Genomic DNA, 18,694 nt, shown 5'->3' with positions numbered 1-18,694 from the left:
TTGGAGATCAGCCCACTGCGGATCAAGAACGCACCTCACGGGTACGAGGTAACCGCGCGGTAACCGGCAGTCTCGTCAGACAAGGCCCTGCACCCACATCGAGTACCAGGTGTGAAAGGTGCTTTCGGGCCACATGCCCTGGTCGGAGCCGCGGGAGTCGAACCAGATCCGACCGCGCGCCGGGCCGGTGACGACAAGACGGTAGAAGGCACCGGAGCCGTACTCCCCGACGACCATCGAACCGGCGACCCAGCGATCGTCGAAGTAGTCGTCCTCGCTGAGCGTGCGGTCGTTCCACTCCTCGGTGTGCGGGAACGGCGCCGACAGGTCATCCCCCTCACCGCGGACGCTGGGGACGTGGCCGAGCGGAAACTGCCCGAGTGGGAAGAGCCCGTGATGGGGACCCGCCCCGCCGTTGCCCACCTCGAGGAGGAAGGTGCGGTAGTCCTCGGGCAGCGTGATGCCGTGCCGGCCCTCGAAGACCGCGACCTGCGAATCGGTGAGCGGCGGCCCGAGCAGATAGCCGTTGCGCATGCCATGGAAGCGTTCGAGGGCGGGGTCGGCCGCGTGGGCGGCGGCGAGGCGGGCGCGGATCTCCGCGGGGTTCCAGGTCATCGCGGCGGCAGTGCGGCGCGCAGGAGCTCGTGCAGGCTGTCCGTGCAGCGCAGCAGCATGTGGGCGACCTCGTCGAACATCTCGGGGTTGCGGCGGCCGTTCTCCTGCCACAGTCCACGCAGCACCGATTGGCTGATGGCGAGCTGGGTGGCCGCGCCCTCCACGATGCCGATGAGGTCTTCGCGGTAGGCGGGCGGCGCGAAGACGACAGCTCCGCGCGCCGCCCGCAGGGGCTCACCGGGGGTGGCGAAGACCGCCGCCGCGTCGCCGCCCGCGCGGTCCGCGCCGATCCAGGCGAGCAGGTGCTCGAGCTCGGTCGCGGCCACCGTCATGCGGCCGATCGCGGCGAGGGTCTCCACCGGCAGGGTCTGCATGGCCAAGACCTTATCGCCGCAAACCCGGTGAATCGAACCGGCCGACGCCCGTGTGACGACCGGGCCCGCCGGGGCCCGGCCTCAGTCGTCGGACAGGCCTTGAGCCTGCGTCCACGAGTGCCGGCCGATGACGCGGACGGACTCCAGGGCGTGCAGCTGACCGTCGGCGGCGAGCAGCCGGTCGTGGGCGTCCTCCGGAAGGTGGACGGTCGAGCCGGTCGCCAGCGGCAGGATGTGGATCGTCAGCTCCGCGCCGGGGTGGTAGCCCGCGTCGCGCAGGTTGACGAGCCAGCGGGCGCCGTCCCAGAAGCGGTCGGTGGCCGTGCGGCCGTCGACGCGCAGTTCGGCGATGTCGCCCGCCCAGGTGATCTCGATCAGGGCGTCGAGGGCGGCGTCCGCGGCCCAGTCCGGCAGGTCGACGCGGTGGACGGCGGCGAGCTCGTCGAAGACGTCCTGCGTGGGTGCCGACTGACGGCCGTCATGCTTTCCGTACGCGACCGGCACGGCATTGCCCGCGGGACGGATCTCCGTGATGCCGGCGTCCCCGATCCCGGTGATGAACGGGCCGTCCGGGGGTGCCAGGGGCAGGTCGGTGAACGTGCGAGCGGCCGGGTCGTAGACGTGCACGGTCGGGGTGGCCGCCGAGCGGGCGCTCACCACGCCGTCCGGGCCCCAGGTCAGCTCGTCGGCGCTGAGCAGCAACCTGCGCCCGCCGTCCTCGCAGACCCACGCGATCCGCGCGGTCGACGCGTCGAGGACGAGCACGTCCAGCGACGGGGTGACGCTGACCGGGCTGAGACCGGGGGTCAGCGTGCGGACCTCGCCGCCGATCGAGATTTCCACCTCGATGCCCTCGGCCGCGGTCAGCACCAGGGTCGGGACGTCACCCGGGAGCACGGTGAGCGCCGAGGCGGTCGCGTAGTCGAGGCCGTATTGGCGCAACGGCCACCTGGCGAGCGTACCCACCGAAATGTCCGTAGGCCGGGACGGCAGCAGCAGGGTGGTGTCGTCGCCGAGGGTGACCTCGAACTGAGCGTTCCTGTAGGTCGGCAGGGGCACGTGTGGCTGGTGCCAGGAGACGAACAGGAAGCCGCTGTCGCCGTCGGAGCGCAACGCCCAGCGCAGGGTGCCGGTGTCCTCGACGCCGTTCGGGCGCACGTCGGGCAGGCTCGACGGCATCTCGGCCAGCGCGGATCCGAACGCGGCGAGGAACGCGTGCTGGCGGCGCAGTTCGGCGTAGCTGTCCGACGCGACACCGGACTCGCCGAGCGGGGCGTGGAAGTCGTAGCCCAGCCGCTGCATGTCGTTCGGGTAGCCGGTTGCGTGGGACTCCTGGACGCCTTTGTCGCTCGGCGGGTTCGTGCCGCCCGCGTACATGTAATAGCCCTGCCAGGCCGAGCCGTTGCCGATCTTGCAGTGGGCGACGGTCGCGACGTCGAGCCCGGACGGGCGCGGGCGGCGGTGGTAGGCCGTGCCCATGCCGCCGGCGAGTTCGCAGGTGGCGGGTGGGAAGAGTGCCGACGGGGTGCGCGGGCCACCCGCCGCGGCGTCGATGTTCTGGGCGCGGCGCACGTCGGCGCCGATGCCCGGGTCGTCCCAGACGTGCGAGAAGAAGTAGTGGTCGCGAAACGTCGGGTCCCAGGGGGCGTCCGAGTCGACCCAGAAGCCGTCGCCGTACCCGCCGTAGAGCGGCAGGACCTCCTCGGCGGGCAGGTCGGCGCCGCCCCACGCGGTGGCGGTCCAGAGCGGTGCGCTCATCCCGGCCTCGCGGGCCAGGCGCTTGAGCGTGACGAGGTGTTCCGGCTGGTCGTAGAGCTCGTTCTCGAGCTGGATGCCGAGCACCGGGCCGTCGGGCGAGCAGCGGCCGCCGAGGTTGCCGGCCAGCTGACCGAACCACTCACGGACCAGGTCCAGGTACGCGGGATCGTCGGTCCGGTGGCGTACCGGCGCCTCCTGGACCCAGTCGGGGAATCCGCCGTTGCGGCTCTCCGCGTGCACCCACGGGCCGATCCGCAGAATGACGTCCAGGCCGGCCTCGACGCAGGCGTCGACGAACGCCCCCACGTCGAGATTGCCGTCGAAGCGGGGCTCGCCGCGGTGCTCGACGTGGTGCAGCCAGAACACGTAGCTCGCCACCACGGTCACGCCGCCGGCGCGCATCTGCCGCAGCCGCTCGGCCCAGCGCTCGCGCGGAACCCGGCTGTAGTGCAGCTCGCCGGAGATCGGCACGACCGGCACACCGTCACGGATGAGGTAGCGGTTGGTCAGTTCGACACCGGGGCGTACGTCCTGCTCGTTGCTCATCGCCGGCCGCGTCAGCGGGTCGGACCAGTCCTGATGCCGGACGGACAAAAGCTGGGGCCGCGATGGGTGATCGGTCGCCAACGAAGGGTCCCTCCGCTTGGGGCCTGTAACCGGTCACAGGCGCGTGGTCGGAAGATACACCCCGTTAACCGGGTTGACGCAAGGTCTTGACATGGCCGTAAACGAGCATCACTGTAACCGGTCACAGGCACTTCGCCGGACGTCCTTCTCCGGTGGGGGTTGCTTTCCGATCGAGGAGGATCGATGAAAAAGGCACTCGTCGGCGTATTCGCCGCATCCCTTCTGCTCCTGGCGTCCGGCTGCAGCGGCAGCGACGACTCCGACACCGGCTCCGATGCCGGTGGCAAGGTCGACCTGACGTACTGGACCTGGACCCCGAACATGGACAAGGTCGTCGAGACCTGGAACGCCGCCAACCCGAACATCCACGTGACCGTGAACAAGCAGGACGGCGGCGACCCCGCCGTCACCAAGCTGCTCACGGCGATCAAGGCCGGCAGCGGCGCACCGGACGTCATGCAGGCCGAGTACCAGAAGGTTCCGACCCTGGTCTCGGCGGACGCGCTCGCCGACATCAAGGACGAGGCCGGCTCGCTCAAGGACAAGTTCCCCGAGTCGAACTGGAACTCGGTCACCCTCGGCGGCGACTCCGTCTACGCGGTGCCGCAGGACAACGCCCCGCTGATGTTCTTCTACCGCAAGGACGTCTTCGACAAGCTGAAGATCGCGGCCCCGAAGACCTGGGACGACTACGCGGCGGCGGCCAAGAAGATCCACGCCGCGAACGCGAAGCAGTACCTCGGCACGTTCTCCGCGACCGACGCCGGGCTGTTCACCGGTCTCGCCCAGCAGGCCGGCGCCTCCTGGTGGGGCATCAACGGCGACACCTGGTCGGTCAACATCAACGACGCCGCGACGCAGAAGGTCGCCGGCTACTGGGGTGGCCTCGTGCAGGAGGGCTCGATCCTCAACACCCCGATGTACACCCCGGAGTGGAACGCGGCGCTCAACGACGGCACGCAGGTCGGCTGGGTCAGCGCGGTCTGGGCGCCGGGCGTGCTCGAGGGCAACGCCGCCAGCACCAAGGGCAAGTGGGCCGCCGCGCCGATGCCGCAGTGGGACACCGCCGCGCCCAAGACCGGCAACTGGGGTGGTTCCGCGACCGCGGTGACGACCCAGAGCAAGCACCCGAAGCAGGCCGCCCAGTTCATCCAGTGGCTGAACACCGACCCGGCCGCGATCAAGCTGCTGGCGAGCACGGCGAACGTCTACCCCGCGACGATCGACTCGTCCGCGGCGCTGACCAGCCCGCCGGCGTTCTTCGCGGACCAGGCGGACTTCTACACGCTCGCCTCCGACGCCGCGAAGATCGGTAACCCGTTCACCTACGGCCCGAACGTCAACGTCGCGTACAGCGCCTTCAACGACGCGTTCGGCAAGGCCGCCGAGTCCAAGCAGAGCGCGCAGTTCACCGCCGCCCTGGCCACGATGCAGACGCAGACCGTCGACGACATGAAGAACTCCGGCTTCAAGGTCGCCGGATGACCACGGTGCCTGCGATCGAGCAGCCCGCCACGGAGAGGTCCGCCGCCGTTCCCACGGCGGCGGGCCGCCCCCGGCGCCGCAGCCACAGTCGGCGCGCGGGCACCCCGTACGCGTTCCTCGCCCCCGCCATCGTGCTGTTCGTGGCGTTCCTGGGCGCACCCATCGTCTACGCCGCGTACCTGAGCCTGCGCAAGGTCAAGGTCTCCGGCCTGGGCCTCGGCTCCGGCTCGCGCACCGAGATCTGGGCCGGCCTGAGCAACTACGCCCGTTCGCTGACCGACCCGGAGTTCCTGCCCAGCGTCGGCCGGATCGGGGCGTACGGGCTGATCGTCGTCCCCGTCATGCTCGGGCTCGCGCTGCTCTTCGCGCTGCTGCTCGATGCGGGCCGGACGAAGGTCGGCGGCTTCACGCGTACCGCCATCTTCCTGCCCTATGCCGTGCCCGCCGTCGTGGCGTCCCTGCTCTGGGGGTTTCTCTACCTGCCCCGGGTCAGCCCGATCAACGACGTCCTCGAGGGCATCGGCGTCGGCTCCCCGAACCTGCTCGGCTCGTCGTGGATCCTCTACGCGGTCGCCAACATCGCGGTCTGGGGCGGCACCGGATTCAACATGATCGTGCTCTACACCGCGCTCAAGGCGATCCCCCAGGACATGTACGAGGCGGCCCGGCTCGACGGCGCCACGGAGGTCCAGATCGCCTGGCGCATCAAGATCCCGATCATCGCTCCCTCGATGGTGATGACGTTCGTCTTCTCGCTGATCGCGACGCTGCAGGTCTTCGCCGAGCCGATGACGCTGCGCCCGCTCAGCAACACCATCTCGTCCACGTGGACCCCGCTGATGAAGGTCTACCGGGACGCCTTCACGCGGGACGACATCTACTCGGCGGCGGCCACCTCGGTGATCATCGCCCTCGCGACGTTCGCGCTCTCCTTCGGCTTCCTGAAGCTCGTCGGGTCGCGCGCCTTCCGGCAGGAGGACTGATGGCGGTTCTGGTAAAAAAGCGCAGCTCCACCGCCACCATCCTGCTGCTCCTCGGCGCGCTGTACTGCCTCGCGCCCGTGCTGTGGGTGCTGGTCGCCGCGAGCAAGAGCTCCACCGAGCTGTTCTCGACGTTCACGTTCGCCCCGAGCACGCACCTGTTCGACAACATCGCGGACCTGTCGAACTACCGCGACGGCCTCTACTGGCGCTGGATGGCGAACACCGCGCTCTACGCCGGTGTCGGCGCGCTCGCGTCCACGTTCGTGTCGGCCATGGCGGGCTTCGCGCTCGCGAAGTTCCAGTTCCCCGGCAAGAGCGTCGTGTTCAACATGGTCCTCGCCGGTGTGCTCGTGCCGGGTGTCATCCTGGCGATCCCGCAGTACCTGCTGCTGGCCAAGGTCGGGATGACGAATTCCTACTGGTCCGTGCTGCTGCCGAGCATCATCAGCCCGTACGGCATCTATCTCGCCCGCATCTTCGCCGCCGCGGCCATCCCCAACGAGGTCCTCGAGGCCTCCCGGGTGGACGGCGCCGGCGACTGGCGCACGTTCGTCACGGTGGTGCTGCCCATGATGCGCTCCGGGCTGGTGACGGTGTTCCTGTTCCAGTTCGTCGCCGTGTGGAACAACTTCATGCTGCCGTACATCATGCTCGGGAACGACAAGTTGTTCCCGATCACGGTCGGGCTCAGCGGCCTGCTCAACCAGGGCGCGCAGCAGCCGTCGATGTACACCTCGGTGGTGACCGGGGCGCTGCTGTCGATCGTGCCGCTCATCGCGCTCTTCCTCGCCCTGCAGCGTTACTGGCAGGTCGACCTGGCGTCCGGCGCGGTCAAGGGCTGAGGGGCAGGAGGTGACCTCTATGATTCCTGGCGTGCGCAAGCGACCCACCATTCGCGACGTCGCTCGCGAGGCCGGGGTCTCCTATGCCACCGTCTCCCGGGTCCTCAACGGCCGCGAGTGGGTCAGTCCCGAAGCCGTCAAGGCGGTCACCGACGCCATCGCCCGCACCGGCTACACCGCCAACCAGCATGCCCGCTCGCTGGCCACCGGCCGCTCCGGCTCGATCGCGTTCCTGCTGACCGAGCCGCAGCACCTGCTCTTCCGGGACCCGAACTTCGCGGTCCTGCTGCGCGGGGTGGCCCAGGCGATGTCCGCGCACGAGCTGACCCTGATCCTGATGATCGCGGCGACCCCGGAGGAACGCACCCGCGCGGTGACGTACCTCAACGGCGGCCACGTCGACGGGGTCCTGCTGGTCTCGCCGCACTCCGGTGACCCGCTGCTCGGTCAGCTCGTGCAGGCCAACGTGCCGATCGTGGCGTGCGGCAAGGTGCTCGGGCACGAGACGACGATCAGCTCGGTCGCCGCCGACGAATGGGCCGGCGCCCGGTCCGCGGTGGAGCACCTGCTCGCTGCGGGCTGCCGGCGCATCGCCCACATCGCCGGGCCGGAGGACACCTCCGGCGGCGTCGACCGGCTCCGCGGCTACGCCGACGCGCTGACCTCGCACGGGATCACGGTCGACACGGCGTACATCGCGCACGGTGACTGGAGCCACGAGAGCGGCGCCGCGGCCATGCGGGAGCTGCTCGACCGGGTGCCCGACCTGGACGGCATCTTCGCCGCCTCCGACGCCATGGCCGCCGGGACGCTGCCCGTGCTGCGCGAGGCCGGCCGCGACGTCCCCGGTGACGTCCGCATCGTCGGCTTCGACGACTCCGGGCTCGCCGCCACGCTGCACCCGCCGCTGAGCACGGTCCGCAACCCGCTGGACCGGATCAGCGAGGAGATGGTCCGGCTCCTCACCGACCTCATCGCCGGGCGTACGCCGCTGTCGATCACGGTCCCCACCTCGCTCATGCTCCGCGAGTCCTCCCCCTCCTGATCTTTCTCTCCTTCTCCACGGCTACACCCGGCGTCTCCACCGACGCCGTCTGTATATTCCCCTGCCGGAAGGATCCACGATGCACGGAAGCATCCGGGCAGCGATCGCCGCCATCGGCGCCGCAGCCCTCGTCCTCACCGCCGCTCCCACACCCCCGGCCTCCGCGGCCACGACGCTCACCATGCTCGGCGCCGACGTGTCGTCGCTGCAGCGCAGCCTCGACCTCGGTGCCAAGTACTACAACGCCGCCGGCACAGCGGCGGACCCGCTCGACATCCTCAAGTCGGCCGGCGCGAACTACGGCCGCCTGCGGATCTGGAACAACCCCGCCAGCGGCTACAACAACAAGGCCAAGGTGCTCCAGCAGGCCAAGACGCTGAAGGCGAAAGGCCTGAAGCTGCTCATCGACTTCCACTACTCCGACACGTGGGCCGACCCGGGCAAGCAGTACAAGCCGGCGGCGTGGAACTCCCACACCCTCGCCCAGCTGCAGACCGACGTCTACAACTACACGTACGACATCTGCACCAGCCTCAAGGCCCAGGGCACCACGCCGGACTCCGTGCAGATCGGCAACGAGATCAACGTCGGCATGCTCTGGCCCCAGGGGCAGGTCACCAACAACAACTTCGCCCCGCTGGCGAGCCTGCTCAAACAGGGCTACAACGCGACGAAGGCCTGCAACAGCGCCACCCAGGTCATGATCCACGTCGCGGACGCCGACAGCATGGCCAACGCCCGCTGGTTCTTCGACGGCATCAAGGCGCAGGGTGTCAGCTGGGACATCAGCGCTCTCTCGTACTACTGCATGTGGCACGGCACGCTCGCCAACCTCTACAACGTCATCGCCGACGTCAAGTCCCGCTACGGCAAGCCCGTGGTGATCGCCGAAACGGCGTACCAGTTCACCACCGCCGACGCGGACAGTGAGAAGAACTCCATCCCCGGCACCGTCCTCTGCGACAACATCCCGGCCACTTTCGCCGGCCAGGCCCAGCAGTTCACCTACGTCCAGAACACCGCCCGCAACGCGGGAGCCATCGGCGTCTTCTACTGGGAACCCACCTGGTACGCCGTCAAGGGCAACGGCTGGGACCCCGCCAACATCAACGGTACGGGTGACGGCTGGGACAACATGGCCACGTTCGACTGGACCGGCCACGTGAACCCGAACATCCGCTGGACCCCGTAACGCGATTTCCTGGGAGGGCGGGCGCGCGCCGCCCGTCCTCCTAGGATGTTTGCGATGGAACGCACCTGGACGACCGGAACCGCCACCGGGCACCCGCCCGTCGTCCTGGTGCACGGCGGCCCGGGATTGTGGGACTACCTGCAGCCGGTCGCCGCGCTGCTCGAACCGGTCACGCTCGTTCACCGCTACGACCAGCCGTGGGACGGCCCGCACACCATCGCGCGGTACGTCGCCGATCTGGAGGAGCTGCGCCGCCGCTGGGGACACGAACGCTGGATCGTCGCGGGCCATTCATTCGGAGCAACCCTGGCTTTCGCGTACGCCGTTCAGCATCCCGAACGCGCCGCCGCGCTGGGGTACCTCAGCGGGCTGGGGGTCGGCGACTGGCGTACCGGATATCGGCGGGCGTGGCGTGCCCGGATCTCCGCAGCGCAGGCCGAACGGCTCGCCCGGCTGGAGGAGATGACCCGTACCCGGGACGAAGAAGTCGAGTTCCGGACACTCTGCTGGTTCACCGACCACGCCGACCCCGTGCAAGGCTGGAAATGGGCTGCTCAAGACGCCCAGCACGACGCGGCCATCAACTTCGAGGCGAACGCGCAGCTCACCGCCGAGACGTCAGCGTGGTCAGAGGCGCAGGTGCTGGGCTGGGCGGGCGAGCTGACGATGCCCGCCTGGTTCGTGCACGGCGATCGGGATCCGCGTCCGCTCCGGCCGGTCGAGCGGCTCGCCGCAGGCGTGCCCCATGGCCGTCTGATCGTGATCGAGGGAGCCGGCCACCAACCTTGGCGCGAGCGGCCCGTCGCGTTCGGAGAGACGCTGCGCCGCCTGGTTGTGGGGGGAATCCCCCAGGAAAAGACGGGTGTCAACCGGATCCCACCCGGACCGCCGTTTGCCTAGCGTCATCTTCCGTGAGCACCACTGACGGAAGGAGCCCAGGATGATCGAGGCCGAGAACCTCACCAGACGATATGGCCGGACGGTCGCGGTCGATGCGCTCAGCTTCGACGTGCGGCCAGGCGGCGTCACCGGTTTCCTCGGCCCCAACGGGTCGGGCAAGTCCACCACGATGCGGCTGATCCTCGGGCTGGATCAGCCGGACGGCGGCCGGGTGCGGATCGGCGGGCGCCGTTACCGCGAGCTGCGCTGGCCGCTGCGCGAGGTCGGCGCCATGCTCGAGGCGAAGGCGTTCCACCCGGGTCGCAGCGCCCGCAGTCATCTGGCCGCGCTGGCGGCCGGCAACGCGATTCCGCGTACCAGGGTCGACGAGGTCCTCGACCTGGTCGGACTGACCAGCGCGGCCGGTCGGCGGGCCGGGAAGTTCTCCCTCGGGATGGGGCAGCGTCTGGGCGTCGCCGCGGCGCTGCTGGGTGATCCGGCGGTGCTGCTGCTTGACGAGCCGGTCAACGGGCTTGATCCCGAGGGGGTCCGGTGGATCCGCAACCTGCTCACGTCGCTCGCGGCGGAGGGCCGCACGGTGTTCGTCTCCAGCCACCTGATCAGCGAGATGGCCGTGACCGCCGAGCGGCTGGTGGTGATCGGCCGGGGCCGGTTGCTCGCGAACACCACCGTCGCCGAGTTGTCGGCCGGGGCGGCATCGCTGGAAGCAGCCTTCTTCCGGCTGACGGGCGATTCGGTCGAGTACGCAGCGAAGGAGACAACGTCATGACCAGCATCGCGGCGGCCCGGATGGAATGGATCAAGCTACGCAGCCTGCGCTCCACGTGGTGGACCCTGGCCGTCACGGTCGCCGGGACCGTCGGCATAGGTCTCGCCGTGGGCCTGAACAGCAAGAACGCCACCGCCGACCTGACCAACAACGCCCTGGCCGGCGTGGTTCCCGGTCTGCTGCTGACGGGTGTGCTCGGCGTCCTGACCATGACCGGCGAATACAGCTCGGGCACGATCCGGGCCACGCTGGCCGTCGTCCCACGCCGGGGCGTGGTCCTGGCAGCGAAGGCTGCGGTGTTCGGGGCCGTGACCCTGATCGTCGGGGAGGCCGCGGCGTTCACCGCGTTCTTCGCGGCGTCGACCACGGTGCGCCACGGCATCACGGCACCCACTCCGGGCGATCCCGGGGTGCTGCGGGCGATCGTGCTGTCCGGGGCCGCGTTCTGCCTGATCGGGCTGCTCGGGCTGGGATTGGGTGCGATCGTCCGGCACAGCGCGGCCGCGGTCGGAGTGCTGGTCGCCGGGGTGTACGTGGTCGTGCAGGTCATCGGGTTCTTCGCGCACAGCGCCGCGGCGTACATGCCGATCCTGATCCTGGAGAATTCCCTCAGCACGACCAGGCCGGTGACCTGTGGGGAGTCCTGTCCGGACTTTCTGTCGGCCTGGGCGGGGCTCGGCATGCTCTCGCTGTACGCCGTGATCGCGCTGGTCGCCGGCGGATGGCTGCTGGCCCGGCGGAACGCGTAGGCGGAGGATGATGGGCATGGGCATCGGGATGCACGCGTTCACCCGGCGGGCAGGCGCCGAGTTGGTGTTCTGCCTCGCCGGGCTGCCGTTCATCGTGCTCAATCCGCTGGTGCTGCTCGTTCTCGCGGTGGACCTGAGCTGGCTGGTGACCAGCGGTGCGCGAGGCAACCCGTCCCCGGTCGACATGGCAATCGGTGTTGTCTGCCTGGGACTGCTGCTGGTGCTGCTGGTGTCTACGCCGGCCGCCCGGCGGCTCGGTTCGCTGCAGCGGAGGCTCGCGACCCGGCTGCTCGGGACGCGGGTGGGGGAACCACTTTTCGATCCGGGCCCGCGCGACAAGGCAGGCTGGCGGGTCATGGCCTACCAGCTGGCCAAGCTGCCGGCCGGCCTGCTGGAGCTCTACGCCGCGTCCCTCTGGGTCTACGGGCTGATCAACCTCAGCTACCCGCTGCTGTGGGGAGCGTTCCGCAACCACGAGCCGGGAGCGCAACTGAGCCCGTTGCCGGTCTTCACGCCACTCGGCTGGTTCGGGGAGGGCACGTTCCACGTCGCGACACTGCCCGGCACGTTCGCCGCGGCATCGGCGGGAGCGGCGATGCTGCTGGCAGCCCCGTGGGCCACCCGGGCCGTCACATCCGTCGACGCCTGGCTGATCCGCGGCCTGCTCGGGCCCGGGCGGCTGGCGCAGCGGGTGCACGACCTGGAGCAAAGCCGGGCGCTCGCCGTCGACGACTCCGCCGCCCTGCTGCGCCGGCTCGAGCGGGACCTGCACGACGGCGCGCAGATACGGCTGGCCACACTCGCCATGAACCTCGGCATGGCCCGGGAGAAGCTCGGCCACCACGGCGAGGTCCCGGATGCCGAGGCCGCCCGCGAGCTGGTCGACGCGGCGCTTCGGGGAGCCAAGGACGCGCTCGGCGAGCTGCGCGGCCTGGTCCGCGGGATCCACCCGCCGGTGCTCGACAACGGGCTGGCCGACGCCCTCACCACGCTGGTCGCCGACAGTGCGATCCCCGTCGAGCTGGCGGTCGGCATCCCGGTCCGGCCCACCCCCGCGATCGAGACCATCGCCTACTTCTGCGCCGCCGAGCTGCTCGCCAACGCGGCGAAACACAGCTACGCCACCACGATCACCCTCCGGGCGGCCGTCCACCGGGACGTGCTGCGACTCAGCGTCGGCGACGACGGCACCGGCGGCGCCGACCCCGCCGGCGGCAGCGGCCTGTCCGGGCTCACGCAGCGGGTCGCCGTGGTGGACGGCGAGCTCACGATCGCGAGCCCACCCGGCGGCCCGACAACCGTCACCGTCGCACTCCCGCTACGCGCATGACGGTCCGGGTGGTGATCGCCGAGGACGCGGCGCTGTTCCGGGCAGGCCTCACCAGGCTGATCGAGGACCACGGCCACGAGGTGTGCGCCGCCGTCGGCGACGGCGAGACACTGCTGGCCGCGGTGGCCGAGCACCAGCCCGACGTCGTGGTGGCCGACATCCGCATGCCCCCGACCCACACCGACGAGGGCCTGCGCGCCGCACTCGAGATCCGCCGACGCCACCCCCGCACCGGCGTGCTGGTGCTCTCGCAGTACATCGAGACCAGGTACACAGCCCGCCTCCTGGAAGGCAACGCGGCCGGCGCCGGCTACCTCCTGAAGGAACGGGTCGCCGACGTAGCCGACTTCACCGACGCCCTGACCCGCGTCGCCGCGGGCGGCACAGCCCTCGACCCCGACGTCATCGCCCAACTCCTCCGCGTCAGCCGCCACGCCGCCGGCATCGCCGCCCTCACCACCCGCGAACGCCACGTCCTCTCCCTGATGGCCGAGGGCCGCTCCAACGCTGGCATCGCCGACGCCCTCGTGGTCACCGGCGGCACGGTGGAAAAACACGTCGCCAGCATCTTCGACAAACTAGGCCTCCCCCAAACCGAAGCCGACAACCGCCGCGTCCTCGCGGTCCTGCGCCACCTGAGCTCATGAGTCGTCACGGGTCTACCAGCGCCGCGCCAACCTCGAGGCCGGCGTCACCCGGATTCTGGTGGTCTATCTGGACGCCGAGAGCGACGACAGCATCTGGTCGGCCACCTGCTTCGTCATCCGCAAGGGCTACCGCCGCCACGGCGTGATTACGTCCCTGGCCGAAGCGGCTGTGGTTTACGAGCGGTGAGCCGCCCCAGCCTCACCGCTCGGTCATGCGGATCAACGTCCTCTAACCAAGCCGTCCCCGCCGATCGGAAATCCGACAGCGGTATTTCTGGCTGTAGATCAGGAAGAACATATAAGACCAGCCAATTCCTCATAGCGACTACCGATATGACGGAAGTTGAGCGAGCACCACCGGAGATTGCAAACCTTGGCATGCCCACTTCAGCCACTTAGGGTGTTCAAGCATTCACTTTGAGCGATGCATGCGGGAACGGTGGTGTCGTGTGACGGGAAATACCCATAGGCCGAACTGTGCCAATGCTCAAAATCCCGGTTGTGTTTGCTCCGGCTGCGGCGGAGCTCTGCACGGCTGGCAAGGATGGACCGAACTGGCTTATGGCACCAGCCAGAGCCGCGACAACCGTAGGCACCGGATCGAACTCAAGATCGAGAAGAATCGAACCGGAACGCTGCGCTTCAACGCGCACAACCGGCAAACTTTCATCGATCTCGCGCGCCTGGATGTCACCGATCACCTGTCGAGGACAGGCGGTGAAACCCCGGATGGCAACCGGCCGCCACAAAGGATTGACATCGCAGGACCGATGGCACGCTCCTCCGACAGGGGAAGGCTTTCGGCGCTGGCGCAGACGATCCTGGAAGACAGTTGGGAAGAAGTTGAGGCGGAAATCGACCGCCAGGTCAAAAACAAACAGACCGCGCGGGATGCCAAACGGCATCTGGCCGACCATACATGGTGCGGTCTATTGATAGCCCTCATACGCTGGATAGAGAAGATCGATGATGCCGTCCAGCTTCTCGCCGATAAAGGGGAGCAGTTTGTCAAGAACGTCCTCACGCAACACCTGTCAGGCCTTTCCAAGGACTTGGCCGACGCAGTCACCGGGATCGTCGTGGACAGTGCCTGGTCGGCGCTCGCCAAGCTGCTCGAAGCCCACTTTCCCCTACTGGGCGAGGACACCCTGCGAGTACTACGGATGCTCGCGCTCTTCGCCTGCCCCGCTGTCGATCGGCATCCGGAGGTCTACGAGCATGCCGCCAAACCCTTGATGAGTGACGGACTGAAGGTGGTCTCCGATGAGATCAAGACTCAGGTCACCTCGTTCTTCACGGCATGGTGGCGACGGCAGAGCGCTTCGGCCTCCGGCTGAGATCCCCGCTTCGGGGGTTCCCACGCTCAGGTGAGGGTGCCGGCCATGAGGTCGGCGAAGGCGGCTGCGGCTGGGGGTGAGGTGAAGAGGCGGTCGAGGCGGGCTTTGGCCAGTTTTCGGCGGAAGGGGTCGGCGGTGATGTCGTGGACCATTTCGGTGTACCAGCGGGAGAATTCCTGGTAGTTCCAGGTGCGCTGGAGGCACACATCGGAGTAGGCGTGCAGGGCGCTTTCGTCCTGGTCGTGCACGACGGTGGTGATGGCTCGGGCGAGGGTGGCGGCGTCGGAGAGGGCGAGGTTCATGCCTTTGGCGCCCATGGGGGTGATGATGTGGGCGGCGTCGCCTACCAGGTGAAGGCGGGCGTAGGTCATGGGTTCGGCTACGTAGCTGCGCATTTCGACGATCTCGCGGGCCGTGAAGGTGGCGCTGGGCAGGGAGTTGTCGCCGAGGCGGAGGCGGAGTTGCTGCCAGGCGTACTCGTCGGGCCATGATCGGGGGTCTTCTTCGCCGGGACGGTATTGCAGGTAGAAGCGGCTGGCCTGTGGGCCTCGTGCGAACTGGGCCGCGAAGCCGTGCGGGCTGATGCCCATGAGGGGGTAGCGCGGGGCGGGGGCGTCGGCCAGCATCGTGTACCACCCGATGCCGTGGTCGAACGTGTATTCGGTGAGGACGCCCGCGGGGATGCTCGTGCGGCTGATGCCGTGGAAACCGTCGCAGCCCGCCACGTAGGTACAACGCAGCTCGTGCGAGACGCCGGCCATGTCGCGGTAGGTCACCACAGGGGTGTCGAGGTCGTGGAGGGCGATGTCGAGCGCCTCGAAACGCAGCACCTCCTCGGGCAGCGTCGCGATGAGGCGGCGGACCAGGAGTTGCTGCGGGACGAGGTGGCTCGGGCGGTCGCCGGCGAGCGCGGGGACGTCGAGGAACCGGGGCTCACCGTCGTAGCGGATCTCGAGTTTCGTCTCGACCGGGGCGCCCGCGAGGACCTGGTCGGCGAGGCCGGATTCGGCGAAGATACGGCCCGCGTGGTTGTCCAGGATGCCCGCCCGCTGTCGATTCTCCACGTACGCCCGGGAGCGCAGCTCGAGCACCACACAGTCGACGCCGTCGCGGCGCAGCAGGTTGGCGAGGGTCAGGCCGGCCGGCCCCGCACCGATGATGGCGACGGTGGTGGATTCCATGCGGCTCCCTTGTGGAGGGTGGGCCTCATTATCGCGCGGAATCCGAGCGGCGTGGTGCCCGTACGCTGGTGGAAGTATTTGCTGAAGTTGGTGGCGCTGGTGAAGCCGAGCCGGGCGGCCACCTGGGCCGCGGTGTGGTCGCTGTGGGCGAGCAGCCGTTTGGCTTCCAGCACGACCCGCCGGTCGATGAAGTCCTTGGCGTTGAGGCCGGCGGCGGCCTGCGTGGCCCGCGAGACTGTGCGAGTGGAGTAGCCAAGCCTGCGCGCATAGTCATCCAACCGCCGCGTCCTGGCGAAGTCCCGCTCGACGGCCTGCTGGAACCGCGTGAACACATCCGTCCGCTCCGGGTGGACCGTGCCGTGCGAGAGCCGCAGCACGAGCGCGCAGAGCAGGTGCCGCAGGATCGCCTCACGCACACCCACCGGCCACGACTGTGCGAACGTGCCGGCCAGCCCTCCGTCCTCCCCCGCGTCGTACAGCACCGGGGCGTGCGGATCGTTGAGCCGGGCCTGCGCGGCGGTGGCGGAATCCAGGAAGTCGGCCTCGAACAGGATCAGCGTGCCGTCGGCGCCGCGCAGGTCACCCCACTGCTGCACCTGGCCGGGGCGGACCCAGAGCCAGGTGCCGGGGGTGACGGCGTACCCGGTGAAGTCAACGGTGTGCCAGAGCGTGCCGCGGCTCGGGGTGAGCAGGTGATGGAACGCGGGCCGATGAGCCTCCCCCAGCGTGACGTGACCGCGCGCGTGCAGCTCGCCGAGGGTCATCACCTCGACCCCGGCCGGGCTGCCCGCGGGTGGCGCGAACCCGACCTCCGGGATGGCGTCTTGTCGCTTCTTGACCATCACGAGTCACCACCGTACCTGTTCCAGCCCGGTTTGCCGCCGTAGCGTGGACGTAATGTGAGCATCACGAGATCCTGCGCCTCCTGGGCTGCGACACCCCCTCCGGCAACCCACGCGAGCTTCTGAGAGCAGTGCTGACCGTACGACCGCCAGGTCCCCTTCCCCCACGGGTAGCACCCCTGCCGGACGACCTCCGGGCCCGCACCCGATCTACCAGCGGCTTCAACACCCCCACCGTCCCACCCGCCCTGACCGGCCGCTCCCTGAGCATCGCCGCCGACGCCAACGAGGTCCTCCTGCCATGCCCCAGCCCGTAGCCATCACAGGCGCAACCGGCCAACTCGGCGGCCGCGTAGCCCGCCGCCTCGCCGCCGCCGACATCCCCCAGACCCTGCTCGTCCGAGACCCGTCCCGCGCGCCGCAACTGCCCGGCTGCACGGTCCTCCCCGCCGCCTTCACCGACCACGACGCGGTGGTCGCCGCCCTCACCGGCGTACCCACGGCCCTGATGGTCTCGGCCTCCGAAACCCCGGACCGCGTCGCCCAGCACCAAGCCTTCATCGACGCCGCCGCGGCAGCAGGGGTCCAGCACCTGGTTTACATCTCGTTCTTCGGCGCCGCCCCCGACGCCACCTTCACCCTGGCCCGCGACCACTGGGCCACCGAGCAACACATCCGAGCCAGCGGCATGCGGTTCACGTTCCTGCGAGACAACCTCTATGCCGACTTCATGCCCGCCCTGGCCGGCCCGGACGGCGTGATCCGCGGCCCGGCGGGCACCGGCAGCGCGGCGATGGTCGCCCAGGACGACATCGCCGATGCCGCCGCAGCGGTCCTCACCAGCCCGGCCGCCCACGCCGGCCGCACCTACAACCTCACCGGCCCGGACGACGTCAGCCTCGCCGACGTGGCAGCCCTGCTCGGCCCGGGCTTCACCTACCACCCCGAGACGGTCGAGGAGGCCTACCATTCCCGCGCGATCTACAACGCGCCATCCTGGCAGCTCGACGCCTGGGTCTCCACGTACACGGCGATCGCGGACGGCTCCCTCGCCGGCCCCACCACCGACATCGCCACCCTCACCGGCCACCCTCCGACGCCGCTGAAGGAAGTCCTCAACCGCGCCGCCTGATGTCCGTGATCTGGCCGATGTGTGACATGGCTGCGCCCGGATTTCTGTTTACCGACATCCCATGATTGACGCATGACGCGTTGTCACATGTAAGCTCCCACCGGGGCAGCGGATCGGCAAAGTGCGGGGAGGTCGCATCCATAATGGACGTCTGCCATGAGCACCCCACGATCGTATGGCAGCATCCCGCCAGCTGGCCGGCGCATCCGGTCGGCCTCCTGGCGAACCTCCCCGAGCCGGCTACGAGGGAAGCCGGCAGCAGCAGCAGCTTCGTACCGGCCCGGCAGTTCCAGAATCCTGGTCACTATGGCCTGGGACCGCGACCACCTGGTGCGACTGGACGCCGATTTTCAGGCAGGCGCAACAACAGGGTCGTGCGGTCGGAACGCGATATCGAGCTCAGCCTCCAACGCAGCCGCCAACCGTGCCAGCAGCGGCACAGTCGGCGTGGCACCTCCGGCCTCGAGCCTCGAAAGCTGCGGCTGCGTCATGCCGGCTCGGGCGGCAAGCTCGGCCTGGGTCAGCCCAAGCTCCGAACGCCGATCAAACACCATCTGCCCGAGCAACAGTGCCGCACGGGCCTCCTCGTAAGCCACGGCATGCTCATCAGCACCGGTCCGCTCCCAGCGAACATGACGTGTCGTCATCGTCGAGTCCCCCCGTCGTGCCTCAATGCCATTTCCGTTCATACACCTCAGTTGCGGGAGCATGGACGCTGTGGCCAGCCTCGCACGCTCGCTGCGCTGCGACCGCCCGCGCGACTTCGGTTCGTTCGACCTGCCGAGTCTTACGGAACACGGTCAACAGCACCACCCTCAGCCCGGATCCCAACCAGTCTCTGATCCGAACAGCCGAGCGATCAAGAGCGCTGCATGGCTGGGTCTCT

Annotated in this window: 18 protein-coding genes and 1 pseudogene; 13 read left to right on the top strand and 6 right to left on the bottom strand. The window is 69.2% G+C overall.

The genetic code is table 11. The features are described from left to right. Positions 1-75 precede the first annotated feature (75 nt). The 3 genes from Aco04nite_RS23425 to Aco04nite_RS23415 all read right to left on the bottom strand — a co-directional run bounded on the left by Aco04nite_RS23425 (position 76) and on the right by Aco04nite_RS23415 (position 3,293). On the bottom strand, positions 76-615 hold the full coding sequence (locus tag Aco04nite_RS23425) for an SMI1/KNR4 family protein (RefSeq protein ID WP_212999398.1): 540 nt from the start codon (positions 613-615) through the stop codon (positions 76-78). Beyond that, positions 612-989, bottom strand: a complete 378-nt coding sequence (locus tag Aco04nite_RS23420) for a hypothetical protein (protein ID WP_203839142.1) — start codon at positions 987-989, stop codon at positions 612-614. The genes Aco04nite_RS23425 and Aco04nite_RS23420 overlap by 4 nt, the downstream gene beginning before the upstream one ends. 81 nt (positions 990-1,070) lie before the next feature. After that, complete coding sequence (locus Aco04nite_RS23415) at positions 1,071-3,293, bottom strand: beta-galactosidase (RefSeq protein WP_212999397.1); 2,223 nt, start codon at positions 3,291-3,293, stop codon at positions 1,071-1,073. Between the two features lie 264 nt (positions 3,294-3,557). Here Aco04nite_RS23415 and Aco04nite_RS23410 point away from each other — a divergent pair, with 264 nt between their 5' ends. The 12 genes and pseudogenes from Aco04nite_RS23410 to Aco04nite_RS23360 all read left to right on the top strand — a co-directional run bounded on the left by Aco04nite_RS23410 (position 3,558) and on the right by Aco04nite_RS23360 (position 14,653). Further along, entirely contained in the window at positions 3,558-4,859 is a 1,302-nt protein-coding gene (locus Aco04nite_RS23410) for an ABC transporter substrate-binding protein (RefSeq protein ID WP_212999396.1), read from the top strand. Then, positions 4,856-5,842, top strand: coding sequence for a carbohydrate ABC transporter permease (locus Aco04nite_RS23405; RefSeq protein WP_212999395.1), 987 nt, complete (start codon positions 4,856-4,858; stop codon positions 5,840-5,842). Before Aco04nite_RS23410 ends, Aco04nite_RS23405 begins: the two co-directional genes overlap by 4 nt. Next, the gene (locus Aco04nite_RS23400; protein ID WP_203839146.1) at positions 5,842-6,684 is read left to right on the top strand and encodes a carbohydrate ABC transporter permease; all 843 of its coding nucleotides are present in this window, start codon (positions 5,842-5,844) and stop codon (positions 6,682-6,684) included. Before Aco04nite_RS23405 ends, Aco04nite_RS23400 begins: the two co-directional genes overlap by 1 nt. Positions 6,685-6,715: 31 nt before the next feature. Further along, on the top strand, positions 6,716-7,729 hold the full coding sequence (locus tag Aco04nite_RS23395; protein ID WP_244876228.1) for a LacI family DNA-binding transcriptional regulator: 1,014 nt from the start codon (positions 6,716-6,718) through the stop codon (positions 7,727-7,729). Positions 7,730-7,808: 79 nt separating this feature from the next. After that, positions 7,809-8,921, top strand: a complete 1,113-nt coding sequence (locus Aco04nite_RS23390; protein ID WP_212999393.1) for a glycoside hydrolase family 53 protein — start codon at positions 7,809-7,811, stop codon at positions 8,919-8,921. Positions 8,922-8,975: 54 nt separating this feature from the next. Continuing rightward, positions 8,976-9,821, top strand: coding sequence for an alpha/beta fold hydrolase (locus tag Aco04nite_RS23385; RefSeq protein ID WP_212999392.1), 846 nt, complete (start codon positions 8,976-8,978; stop codon positions 9,819-9,821). A gap of 40 nt (positions 9,822-9,861) precedes the next feature. Further along, positions 9,862-10,500 (top strand): annotated as a pseudogene (locus tag Aco04nite_RS23380) (ATP-binding cassette domain-containing protein); the annotation flags it as partial. An 86-nt stretch (positions 10,501-10,586) separates the two neighbouring features. Continuing rightward, entirely contained in the window at positions 10,587-11,339 is a 753-nt protein-coding gene (locus Aco04nite_RS23375) for an ABC transporter permease subunit (RefSeq protein ID WP_212999390.1), read from the top strand. 16 nt (positions 11,340-11,355) lie between these two features. Next, positions 11,356-12,669: a sensor histidine kinase gene (locus Aco04nite_RS23370; protein ID WP_212999389.1), complete on the top strand. Its 1,314-nt coding sequence runs from the start codon at positions 11,356-11,358 to the stop codon at positions 12,667-12,669. Next, positions 12,666-13,316, top strand: coding sequence for a response regulator transcription factor (locus tag Aco04nite_RS23365; protein WP_212999388.1), 651 nt, complete (start codon positions 12,666-12,668; stop codon positions 13,314-13,316). Before Aco04nite_RS23370 ends, Aco04nite_RS23365 begins: the two co-directional genes overlap by 4 nt. 58 nt (positions 13,317-13,374) lie before the next feature. Continuing rightward, positions 13,375-13,503, top strand: a complete 129-nt coding sequence (locus tag Aco04nite_RS49680) for a hypothetical protein (protein ID WP_280519371.1) — start codon at positions 13,375-13,377, stop codon at positions 13,501-13,503. Between the two features lie 262 nt (positions 13,504-13,765). Continuing rightward, a complete protein-coding gene (locus Aco04nite_RS23360; protein ID WP_212999387.1) occupies positions 13,766-14,653 on the top strand; it encodes a hypothetical protein in 888 nt (295 codons plus the stop codon). 26 nt (positions 14,654-14,679) lie between these two features. Here Aco04nite_RS23360 and Aco04nite_RS23355 read toward each other — a convergent pair whose 3' ends face one another. Both Aco04nite_RS23355 and Aco04nite_RS23350 read right to left on the bottom strand, forming a co-directional pair. Beyond that, positions 14,680-15,834 carry a 4-hydroxybenzoate 3-monooxygenase gene (locus Aco04nite_RS23355; protein WP_212999386.1) on the bottom strand — a complete coding sequence of 385 codons (1,155 nt, stop codon included), beginning with the start codon at positions 15,832-15,834 and terminating at the stop codon, positions 14,680-14,682. After that, positions 15,786-16,676 carry a helix-turn-helix domain-containing protein gene (locus Aco04nite_RS23350; protein WP_212999470.1) on the bottom strand — a complete coding sequence of 297 codons (891 nt, stop codon included), beginning with the start codon at positions 16,674-16,676 and terminating at the stop codon, positions 15,786-15,788. The genes Aco04nite_RS23355 and Aco04nite_RS23350 overlap by 49 nt, the downstream gene beginning before the upstream one ends. A gap of 301 nt (positions 16,677-16,977) precedes the next feature. Here Aco04nite_RS23350 and Aco04nite_RS23345 point away from each other — a divergent pair, with 301 nt between their 5' ends. Beyond that, complete coding sequence (locus Aco04nite_RS23345) at positions 16,978-17,808, top strand: SDR family oxidoreductase (protein ID WP_212999385.1); 831 nt, start codon at positions 16,978-16,980, stop codon at positions 17,806-17,808. Between the two features lie 350 nt (positions 17,809-18,158). Here Aco04nite_RS23345 and Aco04nite_RS23340 read toward each other — a convergent pair whose 3' ends face one another. Continuing rightward, on the bottom strand, positions 18,159-18,455 hold the full coding sequence (locus Aco04nite_RS23340; protein ID WP_212999384.1) for a helix-turn-helix domain-containing protein: 297 nt from the start codon (positions 18,453-18,455) through the stop codon (positions 18,159-18,161). Positions 18,456-18,694: the final 239 nt, after the last annotated feature.

The organism is Winogradskya consettensis, assembly GCF_018332715.1.
GTDB classification, from domain to species: domain Bacteria; phylum Actinomycetota; class Actinomycetes; order Mycobacteriales; family Micromonosporaceae; genus Actinoplanes; species Actinoplanes consettensis.
This window is presented reverse-complemented; position numbering and strand designations above follow the sequence as displayed.